Raw genomic sequence first — 18,848 nt, forward strand, 5'->3', positions numbered from 1 at the left:
CAGCGTGCACACAGATCACGCAAATCACCTCGAACGCGATCTATGTGCACATTCGACGCCCCGACCCCCTCGAAGCGTTACTGACCCACGCTCCTAGCCGTTGCGCGCTTCTCCCCAACTGTCGAAGTAGGTGATCGTTTCCGCCGGCGGGCGCGATGCCGGCCGGAAGTCCGTTCCCGTGTAGTACGCGACAGGGATCAACGCAACCTGCGTGAACTTCTTCGGGATGCCAAGCAGCTCGGCAACTTCAGGCTCGTTCAGTAGATGCATAGTGGTCCACGAGGAGCCCACTCCCCGCGATCGTAGCGCAAGCATAAAACTCCAAACCGCAGGGCAGATAGAAGCGTAGAGCACGGATGCATAAGCATGCGGGAGACTTTCGGGCCGGCCTTTGATACATGGCACCACCAGTGTCGGCACTTGGTCCATCACCTCGACCAGGTAATCGGCGGAATCGTAGACCCGCTTCGTCTGACTATCGTTCGGCGAGAACGAATCGGGTTGGACAGCCCGATGTTGGTCGATTGACCGCCGGTATATCTCGGCGAGCGCGGCGCGTTTTGCGGCGTCCTGTACGACAACGAATCTCCACCCCTGCAGGTTACTTCCAGTGGGCGCCTGCTGGGCAACGCTGACACACTCCAAAAGAACATCCGTCGGAACTTGACGGTTAAGGTCCAATCGCCGGCGCACTGCGCGAGTAGTTGTCAACAGATGGTCAGTGATTGCGGTATCCATGCGTTCCTTCGCAATAGCGGCACCCAATAAGTAGACGTCCTCGCCGTGACGGCTTAGGGCTATCTCGGGCCGATGTCAGCGGGATGTTCAGGCGGTGGTCGAAAGAACTCCTTCGGCCGGTCGACGAACTCCACGAGAGTGCCATCTGGATCATCGACGCCGCTTATTCGTAAATCCTGGACTGCAGTGCCGCCCAAGCTCACTGGGAACGGACCTCGAAGGGCAAGTCCTTTCGAAACCATTTGGCTCCGGGTCTCCTCAGCATCGTCCACGCGCAGAGCCATCCGGGTGAATCCGCTGTGATAAGCAGACTTGTACGAGTCGCCTTGGCGCGCCGAGCCATCCGGCTGGGTCAGACAAAGCGCGAAGCCGCCGTCGTCCTCGGGCAGGCCGAGAGTAACGGCTTTTCCAGTGCCCCAGATGAATTCACCGACTCGTGGATTGTTCACGATTTTGAACCCGATTGTTTCGTAGAACGCGATCGAACTATCGAGATCGGCACAGGTTGCCCGAATGCCCAGGACGGTCGACGTCGGGCAGTCATCCTCCACCACTTCGACATTCGCGCCGTCGGGGTCACGCAATAGGATCGCGTCCGCGCTGTTGGTGGCGAAAACGGAAGCACCACGCTCTCTCAGGACCGTTCCACCGGCAGCGACGATGCGGTCCGACATGCCCTTCAGAGATGGCACACTAACCGCGAACGCATGCAAGCCTGGAATGGAAACATCGTCGTATGGCCGGCCTTCGGTGGGCGGATCCATCCACTCCACCAACTCGAGCGCCGAAGATGATCGCGGGCCGCGCCAGTCGTACATAAAGCTCGCGCGAGAGCTAGTAGGACCGGCAATACCGAGCACAGCGGCGTCTTCGCTGCGAGCAGCGTCGGTTTGCATTGCGAGCCGCAGACCTAGTGCGTCGCCGTAGAATCTCCGACTGCGGTCGAAGTCGCGGATATTCAGGCAGACGTGTAAGAACCGTCGTGCCAGACCGTCATCATGGCCCATCAGGCGGATATCGGAGCATGCATACCGACGAGATCGTACGCATTGCCGCTCATTACCTTTTGGATGACAGCGGGATCCTGATCCTTTACGTAGTCGTAGTAGCTCAGCGGGTCGGCGAGACCCTCTGGGTGCGGGTAGTCCGACCCGAAGAGCAACTTGTCTGGCGAGACGATTTTGAGAAGTTCGTTGATGTCGGTTTCCCAGAAGGGACTCACCCAGACGTTGCGGTCGAAGACCTTGAGCGGTTCTTCCTCGAACATTTGGGGCATTTGGCCGTAGATGTGCGCCAGGTCATGGAGAAGTGGGCGTACCCAGTCGGTTCCGTTCTCCACTGAGGCCATTCTCAATCGCGGAAAACGAGTGAATGTCCCGTGACAGATGAAGCTCCCAATCAAGTCGTGTATGTCGCGGTGGCCGGCGACCAGGTTGCGAAAGGCGTTTTCCTTGAACGGATTCTGGTGATTACCCGGCTCCCACATCTTTACGTAGTCCCCAAGGATTGTGAACGTGGCGTGAACGAGAACTGGGATATTTGCTTCCTCCACTCGGCGCCAGAACGGATCAAACTCGGGCAGCGCCGGCGACCGATAGCCGCGCAGGCCGTTAACCGGAGCCGGCCTGATCAGGATGGCTCGAGCACCACGCTCGAGCACCCACTCGAGTTCGCGGACCGCTTCGTCGACGAGCGGCAGCGCAATCACTGGCGTGGCGAAGATGCGCTCTTCGTAGTCGAACGTCCATTCTTCTGCCATCCACCGGTTCAGCGCATGGACAAGTGCGTGCACGAGTTCGGGATCATCCATGGCTGACTGCTCAACGAGGTTCGCGAGCGTCGGGTAGACCAACGCGTTCTGCACGCCTTGCTCATCGAGGAGTTTCAGGCGGGCGTCAGGCCGGCGGAACGAATCCGGCGTGGCGATCGGCTCACCCGTCATCTGCCGAATTGTGCGCCCATCAGTATTTGTGCCCGCGTAAAAGTCGATGTGCGCGCCTGGACGAGCGACTCTCTCGAAAGTCGGATTAGGAATGTAGTGAACGATCTTGCCGTTGACGGCCAGGCGCGTACGTCCTCGAACCTGGATGAACTCGACGGCGCCGTCGTACTCCTTGGGCAGGTGCCGACTGACCGCGTCGGGGGTTTCGTACATATGGTTGTCAGCGTCGAACACCGGGAATCCAAGTTTGTACACGGCCGCCTCCACGTGGCTTCAGACGTCTCATTACCTTCGGCCCGAGCATAGCCCGGATCAACCTAATTGCATAACGGTTATAACCACTTGCACTTTATCACTGCAAGCCCTCTCCCGTCCCGGCTACCTCTTACAGGAGGCGCCGTCTCACGACCGATCATTCTTGTAGTCGCCGGTCGCACGGGTTTTCGGCCCCCGCCACGAGGTGAAGCTAAGTCGAGCTATCCCGCAACACATCGCGAGCTGATCATCATCTACGCCGTAAGACGAAAACGGTCATCAACGGTGAGCGGGCCGCCAAATCAACTCGTTTCGTCAAGACCACCGCTGGCGGGCGCACCCTCGATGAGGCCATCCAGGCCAGGCGCAGTCATTGGTCGGCTCAAGGGGTATGTCACCAACCTCGATGCCACCACGATGCCCGTAGGTGAGGTCATCGCGAAGTACCACGATCTCTGGCACGTCGAGCGTTCGTTTCGGATGTCCAAGACCGACCTCGAGGCCCGCCCGACCCGATGTTCCACCGCACCCGCGACGCCATCGAAGCACACCTGACCATCGTGTTCACCGCGCTGGCCGTCGCGCACTACATTCAGGAATTGAACGATTCGATGTAACCGTTGTCCCATGGGCGGGGTTCAGGGTGCGGGCGCGTCCGGCACCTTCTCTTCGGGGAAGCCCCCACGGCGAGCCGGCAAATCGCCAGAAAGCGAAGGGTGGTCGCCGTAGCAGGACGCCATCCCCTTTGTCTGAGTACTTTCACAAATGAGCGATCCGAAGACGAAGATCCGAATTGTGACCCACCCAAAGGCCTCTTTCGGAGGCTGCCAGTTCACGCGCAGTCTGGCGCCGTCTGTTAACTGGCTCTTCGGGTTCAAGACCATCGCGTTGGTTCGCCACGGCAGCGGCACACCACTCAACGCTATCGGCTGCGAGCCATCGTAATACTCGAGGTTCACAGAGTGTATGGACCCTGAAACAACCTCGTACGTGACGCCGACATCGGCGCGCGCGGCTGGAGCTACCCCCAGTGCGGCAAGAATCGTGACAAGCGACGTGGCCGCACATCCCACACGAATCATGCGTCCTCCTCTCTACCAGCCGGGTCCTCTCGCAGCACCCGTGAATCGTTGGCGCCGCGCTTTCACGGTGCCGTTTTCGCACGGTCTTACGCCCATTGCATCTTGTGCAGCCACACGGCGGACTCGAGTGGTGATACGAGCCTCAGTAGCCCATGGCGGGCGCCTGCCGCGGGGCTCAGCTAGGGCGGAAGTACCGATCAATTGCCTCATGCGAAAGGAGGTTTACCTTCGACAATCGTCCAAGTTCCGTTGGCCACGTTGAAGATCGAGTACCAGTCGTGGCACACGTCCATCCGCCAGACCTTGGGGTGGGGTGGGTAACCGCTCACCGGTAATTCCTGCCCAGGACACCATCGCCCGACGCCGCCGCCGACGTCAGGCGCAGCCTGGGCGCTTCCCGTCGAGTTGAAGACTGCCACGCTTGTACAGGCAAACATCAACGCCGTCGTCAACAATCCCACTCGCGTCAAGTTGAATCCCCTTTCGGGCCGCTTGGCGTCTGTTCGAGCCGCTCGACATCCGTGCACCGGCGACGCCCACCACCGGACATAGATTCCCGCCTGACGGCGCTAGGATGGCTGCTGACGTGGCTAATGATTTTCTCCGTCACACATCGGACTGAGCCGGGCATACGTTCTGCCCAGCTCAGCCAGCAGGACACGTCCCGTAACTGTTGCAGACATAAGACCGTCTGTCGTCCCAACCTTTGAACCACGTCCCTTGCGGTGTGGCAAACAGTGCAAAGGGACCATGCGCGCAGTAAGTGTTGCCCTCCAGCGTGGTGGCGCAGAGCGTTTCTTCATAAGTCACGTAGCTCAGCGGTGGCAACGGCCGCTGCGCCTGTCCGGCGGGGAACTGGATGGCTGCCGTCCAACCGTGGTGCACCGCGCGGTTTCCGTTGAACCACGCGATGTGATTGTCCCCGGGCGGGGCACCCGGGACATCACCCGAGCAGCCAAAGCTCCCCCAGTTCCACATACCACAGTTCAGCCCCGAGGGTGACAGGAACCAGACACCGGGAGAGCCGGGCAGAAAGAAGTCTTCTGCATTTTGCTTCGTGTAGAAGGCGGTGATGACAGTCTCGTCGGGGAACGGAGTGGCTTGCGGCGGAGCATCACCACCGGGCGTGTCGTCTGCGTATCCCGGTGCAGCGACGGCGAATGCCAATCCGATGGCGCATCCGACCGCGGTGAGATATCGGCCAAGGATATGCATTACTTGCTCCTTACGTCAGCCATCGATACGAAGCGCAATCTCACGAGCTGAAATTGGTGTTGCCAAAGCAGGCCGCATTGCCGACATCAAGTGTGCTTTGACACAGAACTTTGCCGTTCAACAGAATGCGCACAGTCAGCCAGTAACCAATCGGGATCCCAGGGGGCAACGGCGACGCAGGTACGTAGCCTCGCCAATCAGCGCGAATTTCGGCGCCCCGGGCCGATGGGCTGTGCGCGTCCATAACGGTCGCGTCCACGCGCCACGGCAGTACGGCCCCCTCGACTACTCTCCGCTCCGATCGATCGAAATACTCGATGTTCGCTGCACGGACGGACTCCGATACGACCTCGTACGTCACGTTGTCGTCTGCCCTGGCGGCCGGTGCGAGCAGCACGGCTGCGACGCTGACGATAATCGTTACGATCATCGCGCGGATACGCACGATAGCCTCCCGAGGATATCCATAGGCGGTCGGCTCACTGTGTTCGCTTCACATCAAGGCCCCGCGAGAATCACTGACGTGTAATAGCCGGAGATTTCGTCATAAATCATATCTGCCCCATAGTCTGTGAAGGCGCAATCGGCGATGAAAGGGGGACGGTCTTGGACATCGAGGTTACTGTCCCGCTCGACGTCGACTGCGCCCTGCAGTAGTAGTGCCTTGATCGCATCGGCTTCGTTGTCAGCCCAGCCGCGCAACAACTTTGACTTGGTACCGCTATAGCCGAGCGCCTTCAACCCAGGCGCAGGATCGTCAACGGGTTGCGCACCTTGGCTCACGCGGTTCTTGTAGGTCCTTGTTGATTCGTTGGCAATCCGGTTCACCTGCTCGACGAGAGGATTGCTGCGCAGCGGACAGGCACCTCCGCGCGCCGACACGACCGCGCTTCGCAGACTGGCCGTCAGGTCCGCGGAAGCGGGTGCAGCAAGCGTGACCGCTGCTGGGACGACGAGCGCGATCGCCGCCACCCACCCGATCCATCGTCCGCTCCGGCGGGGCATCGGGTCGCGGACGCGTCCGCACCTCCCGTCAGCTACATACATGCGAACGCTCGATCTTGGTGCCCCAGTTCTTCGCCACCTGCACCGATGGGCCGGTGAACCAGGCAGGCTGGTGGCTTTTTATACCTGCGCTCACGTTCGACAGTTGTTGCCACAATCGGAAAAAAGCCTCACCTTGGTACAGAGGAAAGTACAAGTCGTTGGTGTGGTTCGTGGCTTGGGTGAGCGCGTTCACGCGCGGCGCCAAGAAATCGAACGATTGGTCGATGTTTGCTGTGACGATATCGGCCTCTTCCTGGAGACCGTCGCGGCTGTAGTCCCAGTCACTGCCAGAGCCGATTATCGGGCCGGGTCCATTGGGGGTGATCCGGTCGAACTGAAACTTATCGATCTGACGTCTCAATTCGTAGTATTGAGCGTTGAACCATTGGCACATTTCGCGCTGGGCAGTGATGTCGGTATCGGTGATGGTCCCCTTCGTCTGGTCGTAGGGGAAAGGGAACTTTGGTTGCCAGTCCGATGGCGTCGGAACGAAAACCGGTAACGGGGTGACCGGCTTGTCGTAGGTATTGTTGGTGTTGAATGCGTCCGGGTTGTAATCGTAGACTTCATCGTAATACGGTACCGGCTCCGTTCCGTCCGGATCGGCCGCCGCGGTCGGCAATATCACGTTCGGCATTGTGATTGCCGTGAGCAGCAACGCCGTGGCAATACCGCGGCGACGGCGCGACTTCTTATTGACCTGGCTTACCATCGTCATCGCCATGCTCTCTCCCTTGCCACAACCGTTTTCGAAGCTACTTTCCGGCGACCATGGCCCCGATGCCCCCGACATCGCTAATCTGCCAGTCCTTGGCGCTATCGATCGTGAGGCTGTATGCGGCGGTCGACTGCAAGGGTTCTGGGGCTTGCACGGTCTTAGTTTGAACGCTCACAAATGCATCGACGACATAACTCGTTCCGGCATTCGAGCGAACCTTCGCGGCGAGCGGACTTGCCGTCGAGGACCATTCAAGCGGAAGCAGAATCTGTTCCATTGACGTCGCCGCGCTGGTCAGCTTGTCCTTCATTTCCGGGGTGGTGCCTGCGACGAGTTTGCCCTTCCATTCATCGAGGTGTTGGAAATCCATTGCAGCGGCGTTTGCCGCGTAGTCGAGAGCGATTTTCTCAGCACGGGCGTAGTTCGCGGATTGCTGGGCTTGTAGGTCGATCTTATGGTGCGCATCCCTGTACAGCCAGGCTAGTACGCTGATTGTTGCGACAAGGGCGACGATGATCGCGCTTTGCACCAAGCCGCGTAGGGAAACCGATACTCGCCATCGTTTGGGTGTCTTGCCTGCCGATTCCCTGTCCGCGGGTTCGTCAGGATCGGGCTTCCGGCCCTCATGCTCGCTGTCTTTGGACTCGCCGACGAGCAGCGGAGACTCCGCGTCGCTCTCCGCCGAATCGGGTTCGTGGGCATCGGAGTTCACATTCACGTCCATCAAAGCCTTCTTCCTTTGACTCATAGCAGTCCATCCCTCGATCCGATTGCTCAGGTGGCCGACGCTAATTCGGCGGAAGCACATTCATGTGCAACGTGACCACACCGTCCTCCGGAAGTGTTGCCAAGATGTTGGCCATGATCTGACTGGGATCAAAGTTCATGAGTGCCCCGGCGATGGCCTTAGTTTGCGGCAAAAAACGCTCACCTATCACCTTTAGATCGCTACCGCTGGTGTCCAACAGCCTTTGTATCCGGTCGAGTAAGCGACGAAATGAAACCATGACGGGCATCCCGGCGTGCAATGTGTCAGCCATCGTCAAGGCGCCGATGGTGTTCTGAATGCCTGAGCCGATCTTCGGCGGGTACGGGATGAGATCGGCGAGCACGGGGCCCACCCATGATGCGTTTTGCAGAAGTGTTTGGAAGTTGTCGAGCAGTGCGGCACCGCGCCCATTCATATCCGCGGCGACGTTCTTGAGCAACGTACTGGTGTGGACCAGGTTGGGCAACACGGCGTCCGGCGGGGGTATCGCGATGTCCGCCTCATTGACAATGCGTTCCAACGCGCCAGGATCGAGCTGGTTGAGGACTCGCCCCATACTTGCCGCCAGGTCCGATACGTACATTGGTTGTGAGACCGATTCTGTTGCGATGCGCTGCCCGTCTTGCAGCATGGGTCCGCTGTCGGTCCGAGGGACCAGCTGTACATACGCTTCCCCGAGGGCGGACAGGTTCCCGAGCTTCACGTCGGCGTCGACGGGTATTTGGTAGCGCGGGTCGACGTAGAAGTCGATGGTTGCCCCGTCGACAGTGGTGGACAGATCGGTGATCTTCCCGACTGGTACGCCACGCAGGAGCACGTTCGAATCGACGAACAGGCCGTTGATGTCGTCTACGTGCATGGACAGATTGGTTCGGTGGGCGGGCGACCCGACACGAACCCCGAGTTCGCCGAAGTAGGCGACTGCGAGTACCAGCATTACTCCGAATGCGATGAACGATATCGAGCCTCGCAATAGTCTCATGGTGCCGCACCTAGGATCCGCAGAACATCTTGAACATTGCCCGATAATTCGCGCCCGTCAGGCCCCACGATCGATGTGATGTTGATCGCGGGGTGTTTGTCTTGTGGAAGAAAGTAATTCGTAAATAATCGTTGCCAGGCAGGGTATTCGTCTTCGAAAACCCATTTGTTCTGTTGCAGCGCACCAACTCCGTCGGAGAGAGTTTCCAGCAACGGCACCAGCCAGTATCCGCCGCTGTAGAGGTAGGTGCCGACCGTGGGGAAAAGCGCCGCGATGATGGACCCCAGCGCGAACATGCGGTCAAACCCGGCCATGCCGGTGGGCGAGAACCAGTACTGAAAAGTGGGGATTTTGTCTTCCATCAATTGAGTAGTTTGCGACAGGCCGTGCAACCACTGATCCGCCGTGTCGAGGTTTTCGCCGAGCTGCTCGACATCGGCGGACACTTGGGAAACAAGTTTTCGCAGCGCAGGCTGTCCTCCGGCCGGCTGTACTCGGTTGAGGCCGATCATGGTGTTCTGGATGCGCTGGATGGATCCGCTCGATACGAAGTTCGCCAGATTCGCGATGGTGGCTTCCAGCGGCGGCGGACTCGTGGTCTGCGCCAACGGGATCTTCGCAGCTGGGCCCAATGCGGGTGCCGCTTGGCCGTCTCTCGGCCGCTCGAGGGAGATATAGAGGTCTCCCAGCACGGTGGCTTGCTGCAACACTGGATTGATGTTCGATGGCACACTGATTAGCGGGTCGACGGTCGCGGTGACGTCAACCGCTTCCTGGGACACCTCAACCTTCGTGACGACGCCAACACGCGTGCCGTCCATTACCACCTTTGCCCGCTCGGGCAGATTCAACACGTTCGAGAATTCCATGACGATGTCGTGGCCGCCACGATAGGACTCACCAGGCTGCGGTATTGCATTGACATTTATCGCTGTACACGACGGCAGCGCGAGGACCACGGGAATTACGGTAGCAAGAAACCACGGCCTGCGGTTCGTCATTTCGCCGCCTGGGTGAGCACATACTGCAGCAAAGCAGTATCGACTGCATATGGCATGCCCTGTACGTTTGCGCAGCTGCCCGGCATCGACGCGTTCATGATGTTGCAGAGCGCGACGCCATCCGGGGTCCGGACACGGTACAGGGGCGGCCGGTATCTGATGGTTTGCCATTGGTGATTGTTGATGGAGTTGGCCGCCGAGTTGATCCACCATGGCACCGGGTTCAACAGGTTCGCCGCCCGCGGCGCGTGAGCGCTGATCTTCCGCAATGCGACGGATACCGAGTCGAGCAGAACCTGGAGATCGGGACCAAGTAACGTTTCGACCTCGGAGACGATCCCTAGAATCGCGACGACATTGCCACCGATAATCTCGCCATTAGAGAGAACGCTGGCTACATCTGCTGTGGACTTCTGCGCATCTAAAAGACTCTGCTTGAGCGGACCTCTCAGCTCAGTCAGCACCGAAGTCAGGTGCTTGGTGTTGGCAATGATGGACCCGATATCGCTGACTGCTTGGTCAGGGCTATCGAGCACCGCGGACGACGTCGTCAGCAGTCGGTTGATGTCGGCACCGTTGCCGCGCAACGCGGAGTCGACACTTTGCACAACATGACCGAGGTTCTCTGATCCGTCGGGGTTGATCGAGTTGATAAACGTCGTTGCCGATCCGATCACTTCGGACAGGCTCTTCGGCGTTGCCGACCGGCCCAGCGGAATACAACCACCGACGGATAGTTGCGTACCCGATTCATAGTTCCCCACCAGTTCCAACGCACGGTCTGCAAGGATCGAGGGCGACCTGACGACAGCCTTGACCGCGGCCGGCAACGGACGATGCTCAGTCAGTGTGAAATCGACCCGTACGTCGTTGGCACTGGGCGTGACCGAGTCCACTATGCCGATCCGGTAGCCCATCTGCGTCACTGGGTTGCCCGGATAGAGCCCTATGCTGTCCGGCAGCAGTGCACAATAGTCGGCCCGTTCTGTCTGTGCCGGTGCGTCTTTCGACGCGCATGAGCCGCCGCTCGCGGCGACCGCTGCGGCGACGAGCGCGGTTGCTATGGCGCGGTGCGCGCGACGCTGCCGCGACCCCGCTAGCATGAAGAACCCGGCGTCGGGAAGCACAGGTCGGTGGCCAGCAGTTCGGGCGGCGCGTTTTGCGCGTCGAGGACTCGTTGAATTTTGTTCCGTATCAGCCGCAGCGATCGCGTAATTGCACCCTGGCGGTTCGTCCAATCGGTCGCCTTTACGATGGACCGGCGGAGCCTTTCAATTATCTCTTCGTGGTGGTGTCGGTAAAAAAGAAGCGCGGGCGTGAGCGAGTTTATGAGATCGTTGAGCCCCTGTATGCCGGCGCCGAAACCAGCGCTGTATATATTCAGCGTTGCTTCCAGAATTGAAATGCGTCGTACCAGCACTCTGAGGGTACCCTCGAAATTGTTGAGGGATTGAATCCATTCGTCGGAGAGTTTGAGGATAGCGGTCACCTGTCCGCGTTGCCTATCGATGGTCGACATCACTTTGTTACCCGCATCGACTATCGCGCCCAGCGTTTCGACGTTTGTGCCGGCAAGTCCCTGTTCGAGTTGGTCGAGCGACTCGTTGAACGGCTTTGGGTTGACGTTTTCGGTGACCTTCGTCGTGTCGACTAGTGTGCGCATGAGGCTGTAGGGCATGGTTGTGCGCTCGACGGAGATGGGGGTGTCGCCGAGAGGAGTGTCTCCCAATGACACGATGTTGACGTAGTAGCCACCGACGACGGTGAGCATGCGGACCTCTATCTGGGACTGGTTGCCCACAAACGCGTCGCGTTCTACCGATAACCGTGCCCGCACCTGGTTCGCCTCCAGCGCAAGGTCTTTTACTTTGCCGACCGTGACGCCGGCGATTCGGACGTCGTCGCCGGGGCGTATCGACTGGGCATCGTCGGTGTAAAAGGTCACGTATCGCTGCGTCGGAGGGCTGACGTAGACGAATGCCGCAACGAGGGCCGCGATGGTGAGCAACGCGAACGCCACGGTGCCCCACATGAGGGGGCTTCGCGCCATTTTCATTGGTTGCATACGACCACCCTTTGCCCGTTGAGCAAGATATCCATCTGTTCGGGTAACTGGGCTTGGCCTTGCGAGCACGGCGCCGGCGTGCCGAACTGACCCGACGGACCCGGGGCGTTTTCCCAGAAGACGGGCACAAGCTTGGACGCGTCCATAAAGTCGTCGAGTCTGGTGAACGCACGGTCCAACGCCGAGTCGACATCGCGCTCGGAAAGCTCGGCGGGGAAGAAGGCGGGCCCCCGGGCGAAGCCAAGACCGGCGCTGGGTACGGATGGCAATCCCAGGCCCTGGAACAGTTTCACCACTGGTTCTGTGAACCCGGTGCCATACATTTGCGACTTTCGAAACTCGTCGATCACGTCCATGCCAGCGTTAACCGGCCGCTCAATCCATTCCAAGATCTGAATAAAATCTTTAGAATGGCCGCCCATGGTATCGGCGAGTGCCGAAAGATTGTTCAGCAGTGTCGCTATCACCTGCTGACGATCCGACGCGAACTGCGCGATTTTGCGGATACTGTCCAGCAGCGGCTCCAAGCCGCTGCCATCGCCGGTGAAGTAATTCGCCGCGTTCTCCGCGAAGGCGTCGATTTCTTCGGGCCTCAAAGTGGCGAATACCGGTTGCAGCCCATTGAATAGAGCAGTGACATCAAAGGAAGGTTGGGTCATCCTCGTGGGCACTTGAGTCACCAACTCGGCCGTTGAATACTGCTCCGACGGATTCACCACATCGACGTAGCGCAAGCCGGTAAGCGCCTGGAATTTGATGCCAAGCCGAGTGGCCGAGACCACGCCGTATCGTCGGTCGAGCGTGAACGTGACTTCTGCCACGCTTTGACCGGCCCGCCGCCGCAGTTCGACTGTGCTGACTTTGCCGACGCGCACTCCCCTTACGCGCACGTCGGCATCCAAATGTAACCCGGAAGCATCGGTGAATTCGGCGGTATACGAGCGCTGCTCCGCCGCAACTGGCTGCCTGATCGCATTCGACACCACAATGAGCAGAATCACCGCGACCGCTGTTGCGATAACCAGGCGCCACAGCGCACCTCGCCCTCTCATCATTGTTGGCCTCCGATAGCGGCGATGGGAGCAGCCACGCCGGGCAGGCTGTCCAAGACGATTCGAACCTGAAGGGCGCGCTGTTCGGGGGTGCCTTGATACATTTTCTCAAACCGCGTTCGCATTTCGGCCATCATTTGTGCGGTGTCCGCTGGTCTGATCAAGGGTGGCACGACCCCGAACAGAGCTCTGACGATCTCCGTCACCGGGAAAAGGTCCGCCGAGTGAGTGCGCAGCAACTGGCCGAGCGAGCGGAAAAGGCCGACATTCGCCTCTTTGAGGAACTCATAATTCCTGCGATAGTGTTCCTCCGTAATATCCTTGATCGCGGTGTCCCGGCTCTTAAGGTAATTAGCTGGCCATATGAAGTTGTCGCCGCCCTTGACAGCCGAGTTGACAAATCCAGGAAACGCGACACTGATTCCGGTTGCGTTGGTCAAGAGCTGCTCGGTGGAGACAGTTTGCACTTCGGCCACTGCATTTGCGGCGATCAGCATCGTCTCGACTAGGGGGTTAAGCGCATCAGTGTAACGAGTCGCCCTGTCTATTACCTGGATAAGTTGCGGCGTCACAACCCCGGTAGTGACTTCCCCGAGACGAGTGAGCAATGTCTGAAGCGTGAAGTTTCCTCGCGGTATCGTACTTATCCGGATCCCGTCGAAGAGCGCTTGGCCACCGCTACCTGGGCTTAGATTGATACCGGTGACACCAAAATAGTTGATGGGCCGGTAATCGACTTTCATGGTGTCGGTTAAGCCCTGGGACGATTTAGAGTTCAGGTCGGCGTTTAGGCGAACACCGCCCTCGGGCAGGCTGAAGATGCCGGTGACCTGGCCCACTGTGACCCCGTGCATGACCAACGCTGTGCCGGTAGCGACGCCTTGACCGACATACGGCGTGTCGATCGAAACCGAGATATCGCTTTCCGCCCGGCCTGCAAAGGGATCGAACACGTACAGCGATCCCGCGACGACCACACACAAGAATGCGATCGCCACGCCGACTATTGTCAACGTGCGCGTCTCAGATTCGTCCGAAGTATGTAACAGCGTCATCTAGTCCCCTAGCCCTTGAACACGAAATCCGGCTGCAGACCCCACAGCGCAACGGTGAAAATAAAATCGAGCACCATAATCGTGACCAGACTTGCACGCACCGCGCGTCCAGATGCCACCCCTACCCCGACGGGACCACCCGAAACGAAGTAGCCGTAATAGCAGTGGATAAATGTCGCCGCCATGCAGAAGGCAGATGCTTTGATGCATGAATAGAGAAGGTCAGTAGAGGTAGTGAACTCAAGAAGGTAGTGGGCATACGTGCCGCCGGGCTGATTGTGAAAATTCTGTATCACCATTTCCATGACCCAGAAACTCGCAATCAGCGTCAGTGCGTAACCCGGAATCACAGACAACATGCCGCCAACCAGCCGAGTACCCACCACGAACGGTATCGGCCTAAGCCCCATCGATTCGACGGCGTCAATCTCGTCGTTGATGCGCATAGCCCCGATCTCGGCAGTCATCCGGGCGCCCGGCTGCGCGGTGAACGCGATCCCTGCCACAAGGGGCCCGATCTCGCGAACCAATCCGATGCCCGCGACGATCCCCGACATGGCACCAAACCCGATGATATCCAGGATGGCGAACGACTCAACAGCAATGGAAGCCCCAAGCGCGACACCGAGGATTATTAGGACGCTGATCACACCACCGTCAACGATGAGCGAACCCCTGCCCCAGGCAAGGCTGTTCATAGCCCGCAGGGTCTCTCGCCCATACTTGCTGATTGTCAACGGAAGCGTCCAGATGACCTGGCCGATGAACACTGCCCATTGGCCGGTTGTGCGGAGCGGTTTACGCAGTGGGCGCGCTGATGCCAGCCGGGCAAAGAAATACTGGGAGGGGCGCGAGGTAGACCTTCGAGACGAATCCATCATGCGACCGCCGTCGGAAAGAACATCGTCTGCAGCTGCGTTATCGCAAGGTTGGCGACCATGATGCAGATGACGTTGATTACGACCGAGGAATTCACCGCATCGGCTACACCACGCGGGCCGCCTTTCGCCTCCATGCCGCGCAGAGATGACACTACGCCCACAATCGCTGCAAAAATCGCCGTCTTACCGATGGCAAACCAAACATCGACCATCTTCGCGAACGTCCCAAACGACATCCAGAAGCTGCCGGGTGTCACATCGCTCACCGTCACCGACAGGACGAAGGTAGCGGCAGTCCCAGATGCGATGATGTATACGCACAGCAACGGCGATATTAAGAGCAGTGCCATACAGCGTGGTACGACCAACGAGCGAACGGGATCAACCCCCATTACCCGCATGGCGTCGAGTTCTTCACGGATCGCCCGCGCCCCGAAATCCGAAGCAACTGCGGCCGCTGCGGCGCCCCCCATCAACAGCCCGGCAGTGATCGGCGCCCCCTGCCGGACAATCCCTACTCCGCCTGCCGCGCCAACTAGCGAGCTAGCGCCTACCTGGTTGACAAGCCCAGAGGTCACGACCGCCACCATCGCCCCGAACGGGATGGCCATCAGCAACGCGGGTAGCGCTGTCACCTTCAGTAGACTCCACCCTTGGAAGAGGAGTTCCCCGACCGGGAGCCTTATTCGAACGGTATCGACCACTGCGTAGCGCACGACGGATACGAAGAGCAGAAGACCGCGACCGGTCGTCCCCACGCTGTCCACGGGCGTCATCACGACTCGCAGCGCGGCTCGTCGCACCTGGGCTGCAACCCGCGTCAGCGTGGGTTGCAGCCGGTGCTGCCCTCTGCCTGGGACGACACCGTGGGAAGGCGGAGTTGGACGGCCCCCCTCATCGAGCCGCGGTAACAAATCGTCGCGCAAACTCACGAAGCTCCCTCGCAGATGTCTGTCGGCAGCAAATAGCGGGTCAGTTGCAAGCACCGTTCCCGCGGAAGGGGCAGACCGTTAGCGTCGGCCGCAGTTATATTGACGACAACTTTCAGCCCGCAATTATGCATGAGCCGAGCCGCGAGCATGTCTGGATCGGTGACTTTGCCGACGTACTCGGCCCGTAATTCGCGCACAGGTGCGCCTTTGGCGATCTCGTCGGCTACGACGTCGCAGGTGACTACTACATCAACGCGTCGTTCCAGGTGAGCAGCAACCGAACCATCCGCGAACTCGCGGGCTTGTGCCGCAAGGGCAACCCGCCTACTTTGCCGCTCGGCATTGCCGATCCGTGGTTTCCGTCCGAGACGAGAATTCGTACTGCGTTGGCAACACCGCTGCAGACGACTGACCACCGCGATGGCGGATTGGGTGTTGGCCATCAGTCGATGTTCCTCCCCCTCCTGGTGTGGCGGCGCGGCAGTGGCCTGCCGGGGCTGAAGTATTGGATTAATTAGCAAACTCATTGACCTGAAGGGCGATAGTAAGGGCCGCAAATAGCAGGCGTCAAGGCTGCGCCCTGCAGTCACAGCAACGAGCGTTGAAAGGAGGAGGTGAGATGGGCTTGACCCCGTTTGGCGGACACAGGGTCAGGCGGCTATTGCCGTCTGATTGAATCGACCCTCGTAGTCGACCGGACTGATCATACCGAGGGCCGAGTGGTGCCGGCGCCGGTATCGGTCGTAGAACTCGACTTTCGGTGTGGCCCAGAACGATTCGGCTGCAGCGTTATCCCAACATTGACCGGCTAATCGGGGCGCATGGACCTGCGTTTCGGGCGGAATGGTTCAGCGTCGGGGTGGTGGTTTGGTGATTGCGGAGTTGTTCTTCGTGGCGTTTGACGCTTTCAGTACATCGCCTACAACCCGGCCAGCAACATCAAACCACCCAAACGGCCTCGAAAGCGTCGCATGGTGTGGACGCCCGATCCAAGCCTTCCTCCTGTCGGTGCAGCGCGACCGGTTCGCACCGCTCTTCCTCCTCGAACTGACAACCGGGATCCTAACGGGGCCAGATTTGTGGTCTCAAGTGGTCAGCCGTCGACCTCGACGCCGGCGAGATCACCGTGCACGACAACCGGGTCGTCGTCGCTGGCCACGCGCGGGACAAAGCGGGTGGCAAAACCGAGAATGCCGACCAGACGATATCGATCGATCGGGCCACCGTCGCGGCACTGCGCAGATGGCGCGAGCATCAAGACGGCGAGCGCGAGTTCTTCGGCGCCGACTATCACCCCGGCGACTACGTGTTCACCTTCGAGGACGGGCGCCCACCACATCCGACACGATCAGACAGCGATTCGACCGCCTCGCCGCCGCCGCGAGGCTCTCGCGGATCACCTTCCACGATCTGCGCCACTCGTATGCCACCGGCGCACTGAAAGCCGGTGTCAGCCCGAAGATTCTCAGCGAACGAATCGGACACGCGGACGTCGGATTCTTCCTCCAGACCTACGCCCACGTGATCACGAACGACGACCGTGAGGCGGCCCAGCAGGCCGCGTCGTTCCTCATCGGGGACGGCTGGGAACCCGAACCAGACCAGGAATCAGATGATGAGCAAGGCTAATGTTCACAATCCGTTCACACGCTGCATGAAAACGGCCCCCGGAGCCATCTCCGGGGGCCGTTTTACCTGGTAGCGGGGACAGGATTCGAACCTGCGACCTCTGGGTTATGAGCCCAGCGAGCTACCGAGCTGCTCCACCCCGCGATGGTGAACGCAAGGTTACCCATGTAATCGATGTGCATCCAAATCGCCTGTTCAAGCGACCTCGCGGGTCGCGAGGTCGCGCATTTGCACACGATTTGCGGCGCGTCGGCGTGCAGACACGCGAGCTCGCGGGGCGACTACGTGGCGCGGATCACCTGGCCGGTGGCCAGCACCCGGGCCGGGTCGTACCGATCCGCCAGCGCGGCCAGCCGGTGCAGCGTGTCCTCGTGGTACACGCGCGCCGGTCGGGCCGGGTCGTAGGACGGCGCGAAGTTCGGCATCTGCGCGCCGGTAGCCCACGGCGCGACCGCGCGTGTCACCGCCGACGCATGGCCGACCACCATGTCCGCGATCTCCGGGACGGGCGCGCCGATCACCGCGAGCGAGAACGCGGCGTCGCGACGGCGTCGTCGCCGTCGAAATACACTGCGCCGCCGTAGAACTCAGAGATCGGCAGCAGAGCGATCTCGACCGCGGTGACGATCCCGAGCGTGGCCTTGCCGCCGCGCAGACCCCAGAACAGGTCGGCGTTCTCCTCGGGGGTGGCGCGCAGCAGCGTGCCCTCGCCGGTGACGACGTCGAAGGCCCTCACGTGATCCGACGACAGCCCCACCGTGCGCACCAGCGGGCCGATCCCGCCGCCGGTGAGGTACCCGACCACGCCGACGCCGGGCGCCGAACCACACAGCGGCGCCAGGCCGTGCGTGGTGGCGGCGTCGAGCACGTCCTGCCACCGCGCGCCCGCACCCACCCGGGCCGTGCGGTGAGAACATCCACCGCGCAGTGCTTCATCGCCGAGGTCTGCACGAGGATGCTGTCCTGCCCCACGCCGACCGCGCCGTGTCCGGTCGCCTGGACGGTGACCGTGTAGCCGTGTGCCGCGGCGAACCTGACGGTGCCCGCGATATCTTCTGGCGACGTAGCCAACACGACCGCCGCGGGGTTCACGGGCGCCGCCACGTTCCACGGGGTGCAGCGCTCGTAGCCGGGCTCCCCGTTCAGCGCCACGGGCGTCGCAACATGGTCACGCAACCTGTGCAGCGCCTCGGCGCGCGCCAGGTCGGTCGGTGTCGTCATCGAAGTGCCTTTCGCCAAGTCCGGTTCTGGGAGCGTTCCAGTTCGGGCTGGGCGCGGCCATCGCACCCGTGGTGGGTGTGTTGGGCAACGACGAACTCTCCATGGCGGTGGTGATGTCGGCGGGCGTGATGATCGCACTTCTGGCACTGTTGGTGACCGGCGTGCACCGGTCCGCGGCGACGGACGCCATTCCTGACGGGGCGGTCGCCGAGCCTGTCTGACGGCGAGAGCTCCGGGTGCGGACTTGTCGGGATTCTCGTCGGT

21 protein-coding genes, 1 tRNA gene and 2 pseudogenes are annotated in these 18,848 nt (G+C 60.4%); 3 read left to right on the forward strand and 21 right to left on the reverse strand.

All coding sequences use genetic code 11. The features are described 5' to 3' along the window. Positions 1 to 93 precede the first annotated feature (93 nt). From H7I57_RS02280 to H7I57_RS02290, 3 genes are read right to left on the reverse strand one after another with little or no spacing between them, the layout of a single operon-like run. Entirely contained in the window at positions 94 to 738 is a 645-nt protein-coding gene (locus H7I57_RS02280; RefSeq protein ID WP_264021655.1) for a nitroreductase family protein, read from the reverse strand. 59 nt (positions 739 to 797) lie between these two features. Continuing rightward, positions 798 to 1,745 carry a VOC family protein gene (locus H7I57_RS02285; RefSeq protein WP_264021656.1) on the reverse strand — a complete coding sequence of 316 codons (948 nt, stop codon included), beginning with the start codon at positions 1,743 to 1,745 and terminating at the stop codon, positions 798 to 800. Continuing rightward, positions 1,745 to 2,893 (reverse strand): amidohydrolase family protein, encoded by a 1,149-nt coding sequence (locus tag H7I57_RS02290; RefSeq protein ID WP_372510103.1) that lies wholly within the window; start codon positions 2,891 to 2,893, stop codon positions 1,745 to 1,747. Before H7I57_RS02290 ends, H7I57_RS02285 begins: the two co-directional genes overlap by 1 nt. A 305-nt stretch (positions 2,894 to 3,198) precedes the next feature. Between H7I57_RS02290 and H7I57_RS02295 the strand changes: the two are divergent. Next, positions 3,199 to 3,531, forward strand: a pseudogene (locus H7I57_RS02295) (transposase); the annotation flags it as partial. A gap of 42 nt (positions 3,532 to 3,573) precedes the next feature. Here H7I57_RS02295 and H7I57_RS02300 read toward each other — a convergent pair. The 16 genes from H7I57_RS02300 to H7I57_RS02375 form a co-directional block, all read right to left on the reverse strand. Continuing rightward, entirely contained in the window at positions 3,574 to 4,017 is a 444-nt protein-coding gene (locus H7I57_RS02300; RefSeq protein WP_264021658.1) for a hypothetical protein, read from the reverse strand. Between the two features lie 645 nt (positions 4,018 to 4,662). Further along, the gene (locus H7I57_RS02305) at positions 4,663 to 5,232 is read right to left on the reverse strand and encodes a hypothetical protein (protein WP_264021659.1); all 570 of its coding nucleotides are present in this window, start codon (positions 5,230 to 5,232) and stop codon (positions 4,663 to 4,665) included. 40 nt (positions 5,233 to 5,272) lie between these two features. Further along, entirely contained in the window at positions 5,273 to 5,677 is a 405-nt protein-coding gene (locus tag H7I57_RS02310; RefSeq protein WP_264021660.1) for an MmpS family transport accessory protein, read from the reverse strand. Positions 5,678 to 5,730: 53 nt separating this feature from the next. Further along, a complete protein-coding gene (locus H7I57_RS02315; RefSeq protein ID WP_264021661.1) occupies positions 5,731 to 6,204 on the reverse strand; it encodes a hypothetical protein in 474 nt (157 codons plus the stop codon). Between the two features lie 61 nt (positions 6,205 to 6,265). Continuing rightward, the gene (locus H7I57_RS02320) at positions 6,266 to 7,003 is read right to left on the reverse strand and encodes a hypothetical protein (RefSeq protein WP_264021662.1); all 738 of its coding nucleotides are present in this window, start codon (positions 7,001 to 7,003) and stop codon (positions 6,266 to 6,268) included. 31 nt (positions 7,004 to 7,034) lie between these two features. Further along, on the reverse strand, positions 7,035 to 7,721 hold the full coding sequence (locus H7I57_RS02325; protein WP_264021663.1) for a hypothetical protein: 687 nt from the start codon (positions 7,719 to 7,721) through the stop codon (positions 7,035 to 7,037). Positions 7,722 to 7,785: 64 nt separating this feature from the next. After that, positions 7,786 to 8,748, reverse strand: a complete 963-nt coding sequence (locus H7I57_RS02330; RefSeq protein WP_264021664.1) for an MlaD family protein — start codon at positions 8,746 to 8,748, stop codon at positions 7,786 to 7,788. Next, complete coding sequence (locus tag H7I57_RS02335; RefSeq protein ID WP_264021665.1) at positions 8,745 to 9,749, reverse strand: MlaD family protein; 1,005 nt, start codon at positions 9,747 to 9,749, stop codon at positions 8,745 to 8,747. Before H7I57_RS02335 ends, H7I57_RS02330 begins: the two co-directional genes overlap by 4 nt. Beyond that, entirely contained in the window at positions 9,746 to 10,876 is a 1,131-nt protein-coding gene (locus H7I57_RS02340; protein ID WP_264021666.1) for an MlaD family protein, read from the reverse strand. The genes H7I57_RS02335 and H7I57_RS02340 overlap by 4 nt, the downstream gene beginning before the upstream one ends. Next, entirely contained in the window at positions 10,846 to 11,805 is a 960-nt protein-coding gene (locus H7I57_RS02345; RefSeq protein WP_264021693.1) for an MlaD family protein, read from the reverse strand. The genes H7I57_RS02340 and H7I57_RS02345 overlap by 31 nt, the downstream gene beginning before the upstream one ends. Continuing rightward, complete coding sequence (locus H7I57_RS02350; RefSeq protein ID WP_264021667.1) at positions 11,802 to 12,869, reverse strand: MlaD family protein; 1,068 nt, start codon at positions 12,867 to 12,869, stop codon at positions 11,802 to 11,804. Before H7I57_RS02350 ends, H7I57_RS02345 begins: the two co-directional genes overlap by 4 nt. Next, the gene (locus tag H7I57_RS02355; RefSeq protein WP_264021668.1) at positions 12,866 to 13,921 is read right to left on the reverse strand and encodes an MlaD family protein; all 1,056 of its coding nucleotides are present in this window, start codon (positions 13,919 to 13,921) and stop codon (positions 12,866 to 12,868) included. The genes H7I57_RS02350 and H7I57_RS02355 overlap by 4 nt, the downstream gene beginning before the upstream one ends. Before the next feature lie 8 nt (positions 13,922 to 13,929). Beyond that, a complete protein-coding gene (locus H7I57_RS02360) occupies positions 13,930 to 14,799 on the reverse strand; it encodes an MlaE family ABC transporter permease (protein ID WP_372510104.1) in 870 nt (289 codons plus the stop codon). Continuing rightward, the gene (locus H7I57_RS02365; protein WP_264021694.1) at positions 14,799 to 15,605 is read right to left on the reverse strand and encodes an MlaE family ABC transporter permease; all 807 of its coding nucleotides are present in this window, start codon (positions 15,603 to 15,605) and stop codon (positions 14,799 to 14,801) included. Before H7I57_RS02365 ends, H7I57_RS02360 begins: the two co-directional genes overlap by 1 nt. A gap of 125 nt (positions 15,606 to 15,730) precedes the next feature. Continuing rightward, complete coding sequence (locus tag H7I57_RS02370; protein ID WP_264021670.1) at positions 15,731 to 16,177, reverse strand: hypothetical protein; 447 nt, start codon at positions 16,175 to 16,177, stop codon at positions 15,731 to 15,733. Positions 16,178 to 16,827: 650 nt separating this feature from the next. After that, a complete protein-coding gene (locus H7I57_RS02375) occupies positions 16,828 to 17,073 on the reverse strand; it encodes a hypothetical protein (protein WP_264021698.1) in 246 nt (81 codons plus the stop codon). On the opposite strand from H7I57_RS02375, the gene H7I57_RS34040 reads away from it, so the two are divergent. After that, entirely contained in the window at positions 16,977 to 17,363 is a 387-nt protein-coding gene (locus tag H7I57_RS34040; RefSeq protein ID WP_275080804.1) for a tyrosine-type recombinase/integrase, read from the forward strand. The two genes, H7I57_RS02375 and H7I57_RS34040, sit on opposite strands and share 97 nt — an antisense overlap. Positions 17,364 to 17,430: 67 nt before the next feature. Here the strand turns inward: H7I57_RS34040 and H7I57_RS02385 are convergent. Both H7I57_RS02385 and H7I57_RS02390 read right to left on the reverse strand, forming a co-directional pair. Continuing rightward, a tRNA-Met gene (locus H7I57_RS02385) sits at positions 17,431 to 17,507 on the reverse strand. Positions 17,508 to 17,644: 137 nt separating this feature from the next. Then, a pseudogene (locus H7I57_RS02390) lies at positions 17,645 to 18,584 on the reverse strand (FAD-binding oxidoreductase). Between H7I57_RS02390 and H7I57_RS02395 the strand changes: the two are divergent. Then, the gene (locus tag H7I57_RS02395) at positions 18,575 to 18,805 is read left to right on the forward strand and encodes a hypothetical protein (protein ID WP_308204302.1); all 231 of its coding nucleotides are present in this window, start codon (positions 18,575 to 18,577) and stop codon (positions 18,803 to 18,805) included. The pseudogene H7I57_RS02390 and the gene H7I57_RS02395 sit on opposite strands and share 10 nt — an antisense overlap. Positions 18,806 to 18,848 lie beyond the last annotated feature (43 nt).

It is taken from the genome of Mycolicibacterium pyrenivorans (assembly GCF_025821625.1).
In the GTDB taxonomy this organism is placed as follows: Bacteria; Actinomycetota; Actinomycetes; order Mycobacteriales; family Mycobacteriaceae; genus Mycobacterium; species Mycobacterium pyrenivorans.

What these genes read in the sequence shown, in the direction of transcription:
- H7I57_RS02280 (WP_264021655.1), bottom strand. Translation starts at nt 738, where the DNA reads ATGGATACCGCAATCACTGACCATCTGTTGACAACTACTCGCGCAGTG.
- H7I57_RS02285 (WP_264021656.1), bottom strand. Translation starts at nt 1,745, where the DNA reads ATGGGCCATGATGACGGTCTGGCACGACGGTTCTTACACGTCTGCCTG.
- H7I57_RS02290 (WP_372510103.1), bottom strand. Translation starts at nt 2,893, where the DNA reads ATGTACGAAACCCCCGACGCGGTCAGTCGGCACCTGCCCAAGGAGTAC.
- H7I57_RS02300 (WP_264021658.1), bottom strand. Translation starts at nt 4,017, where the DNA reads ATGATTCGTGTGGGATGTGCGGCCACGTCGCTTGTCACGATTCTTGCC.
- H7I57_RS02305 (WP_264021659.1), bottom strand. Translation starts at nt 5,232, where the DNA reads ATGCATATCCTTGGCCGATATCTCACCGCGGTCGGATGCGCCATCGGA.
- H7I57_RS02320 (WP_264021662.1), bottom strand. Translation starts at nt 7,003, where the DNA reads ATGGCGATGACGATGGTAAGCCAGGTCAATAAGAAGTCGCGCCGTCGC.
- H7I57_RS02325 (WP_264021663.1), bottom strand. Translation starts at nt 7,721, where the DNA reads ATGGACGTGAATGTGAACTCCGATGCCCACGAACCCGATTCGGCGGAG.
- H7I57_RS02330 (WP_264021664.1), bottom strand. Translation starts at nt 8,748, where the DNA reads ATGAGACTATTGCGAGGCTCGATATCGTTCATCGCATTCGGAGTAATG.
- H7I57_RS02335 (WP_264021665.1), bottom strand. Translation starts at nt 9,749, where the DNA reads ATGACGAACCGCAGGCCGTGGTTTCTTGCTACCGTAATTCCCGTGGTC.
- H7I57_RS02345 (WP_264021693.1), bottom strand. Translation starts at nt 11,805, where the DNA reads ATGAAAATGGCGCGAAGCCCCCTCATGTGGGGCACCGTGGCGTTCGCG.
- H7I57_RS02350 (WP_264021667.1), bottom strand. Translation starts at nt 12,869, where the DNA reads ATGATGAGAGGGCGAGGTGCGCTGTGGCGCCTGGTTATCGCAACAGCG.
- H7I57_RS02355 (WP_264021668.1), bottom strand. Translation starts at nt 13,921, where the DNA reads ATGACGCTGTTACATACTTCGGACGAATCTGAGACGCGCACGTTGACA.
- H7I57_RS02360 (WP_372510104.1), bottom strand. Translation starts at nt 14,799, where the DNA reads ATGGATTCGTCTCGAAGGTCTACCTCGCGCCCCTCCCAGTATTTCTTT.
- H7I57_RS02370 (WP_264021670.1), bottom strand. Translation starts at nt 16,177, where the DNA reads ATGGCCAACACCCAATCCGCCATCGCGGTGGTCAGTCGTCTGCAGCGG.
- H7I57_RS34040 (WP_275080804.1), top strand. Translation starts at nt 16,977, where the DNA reads ATGGCGCGAGCATCAAGACGGCGAGCGCGAGTTCTTCGGCGCCGACTA.
- H7I57_RS02375 (WP_264021698.1), bottom strand. Translation starts at nt 17,073, where the DNA reads ATGTGGTGGGCGCCCGTCCTCGAAGGTGAACACGTAGTCGCCGGGGTG.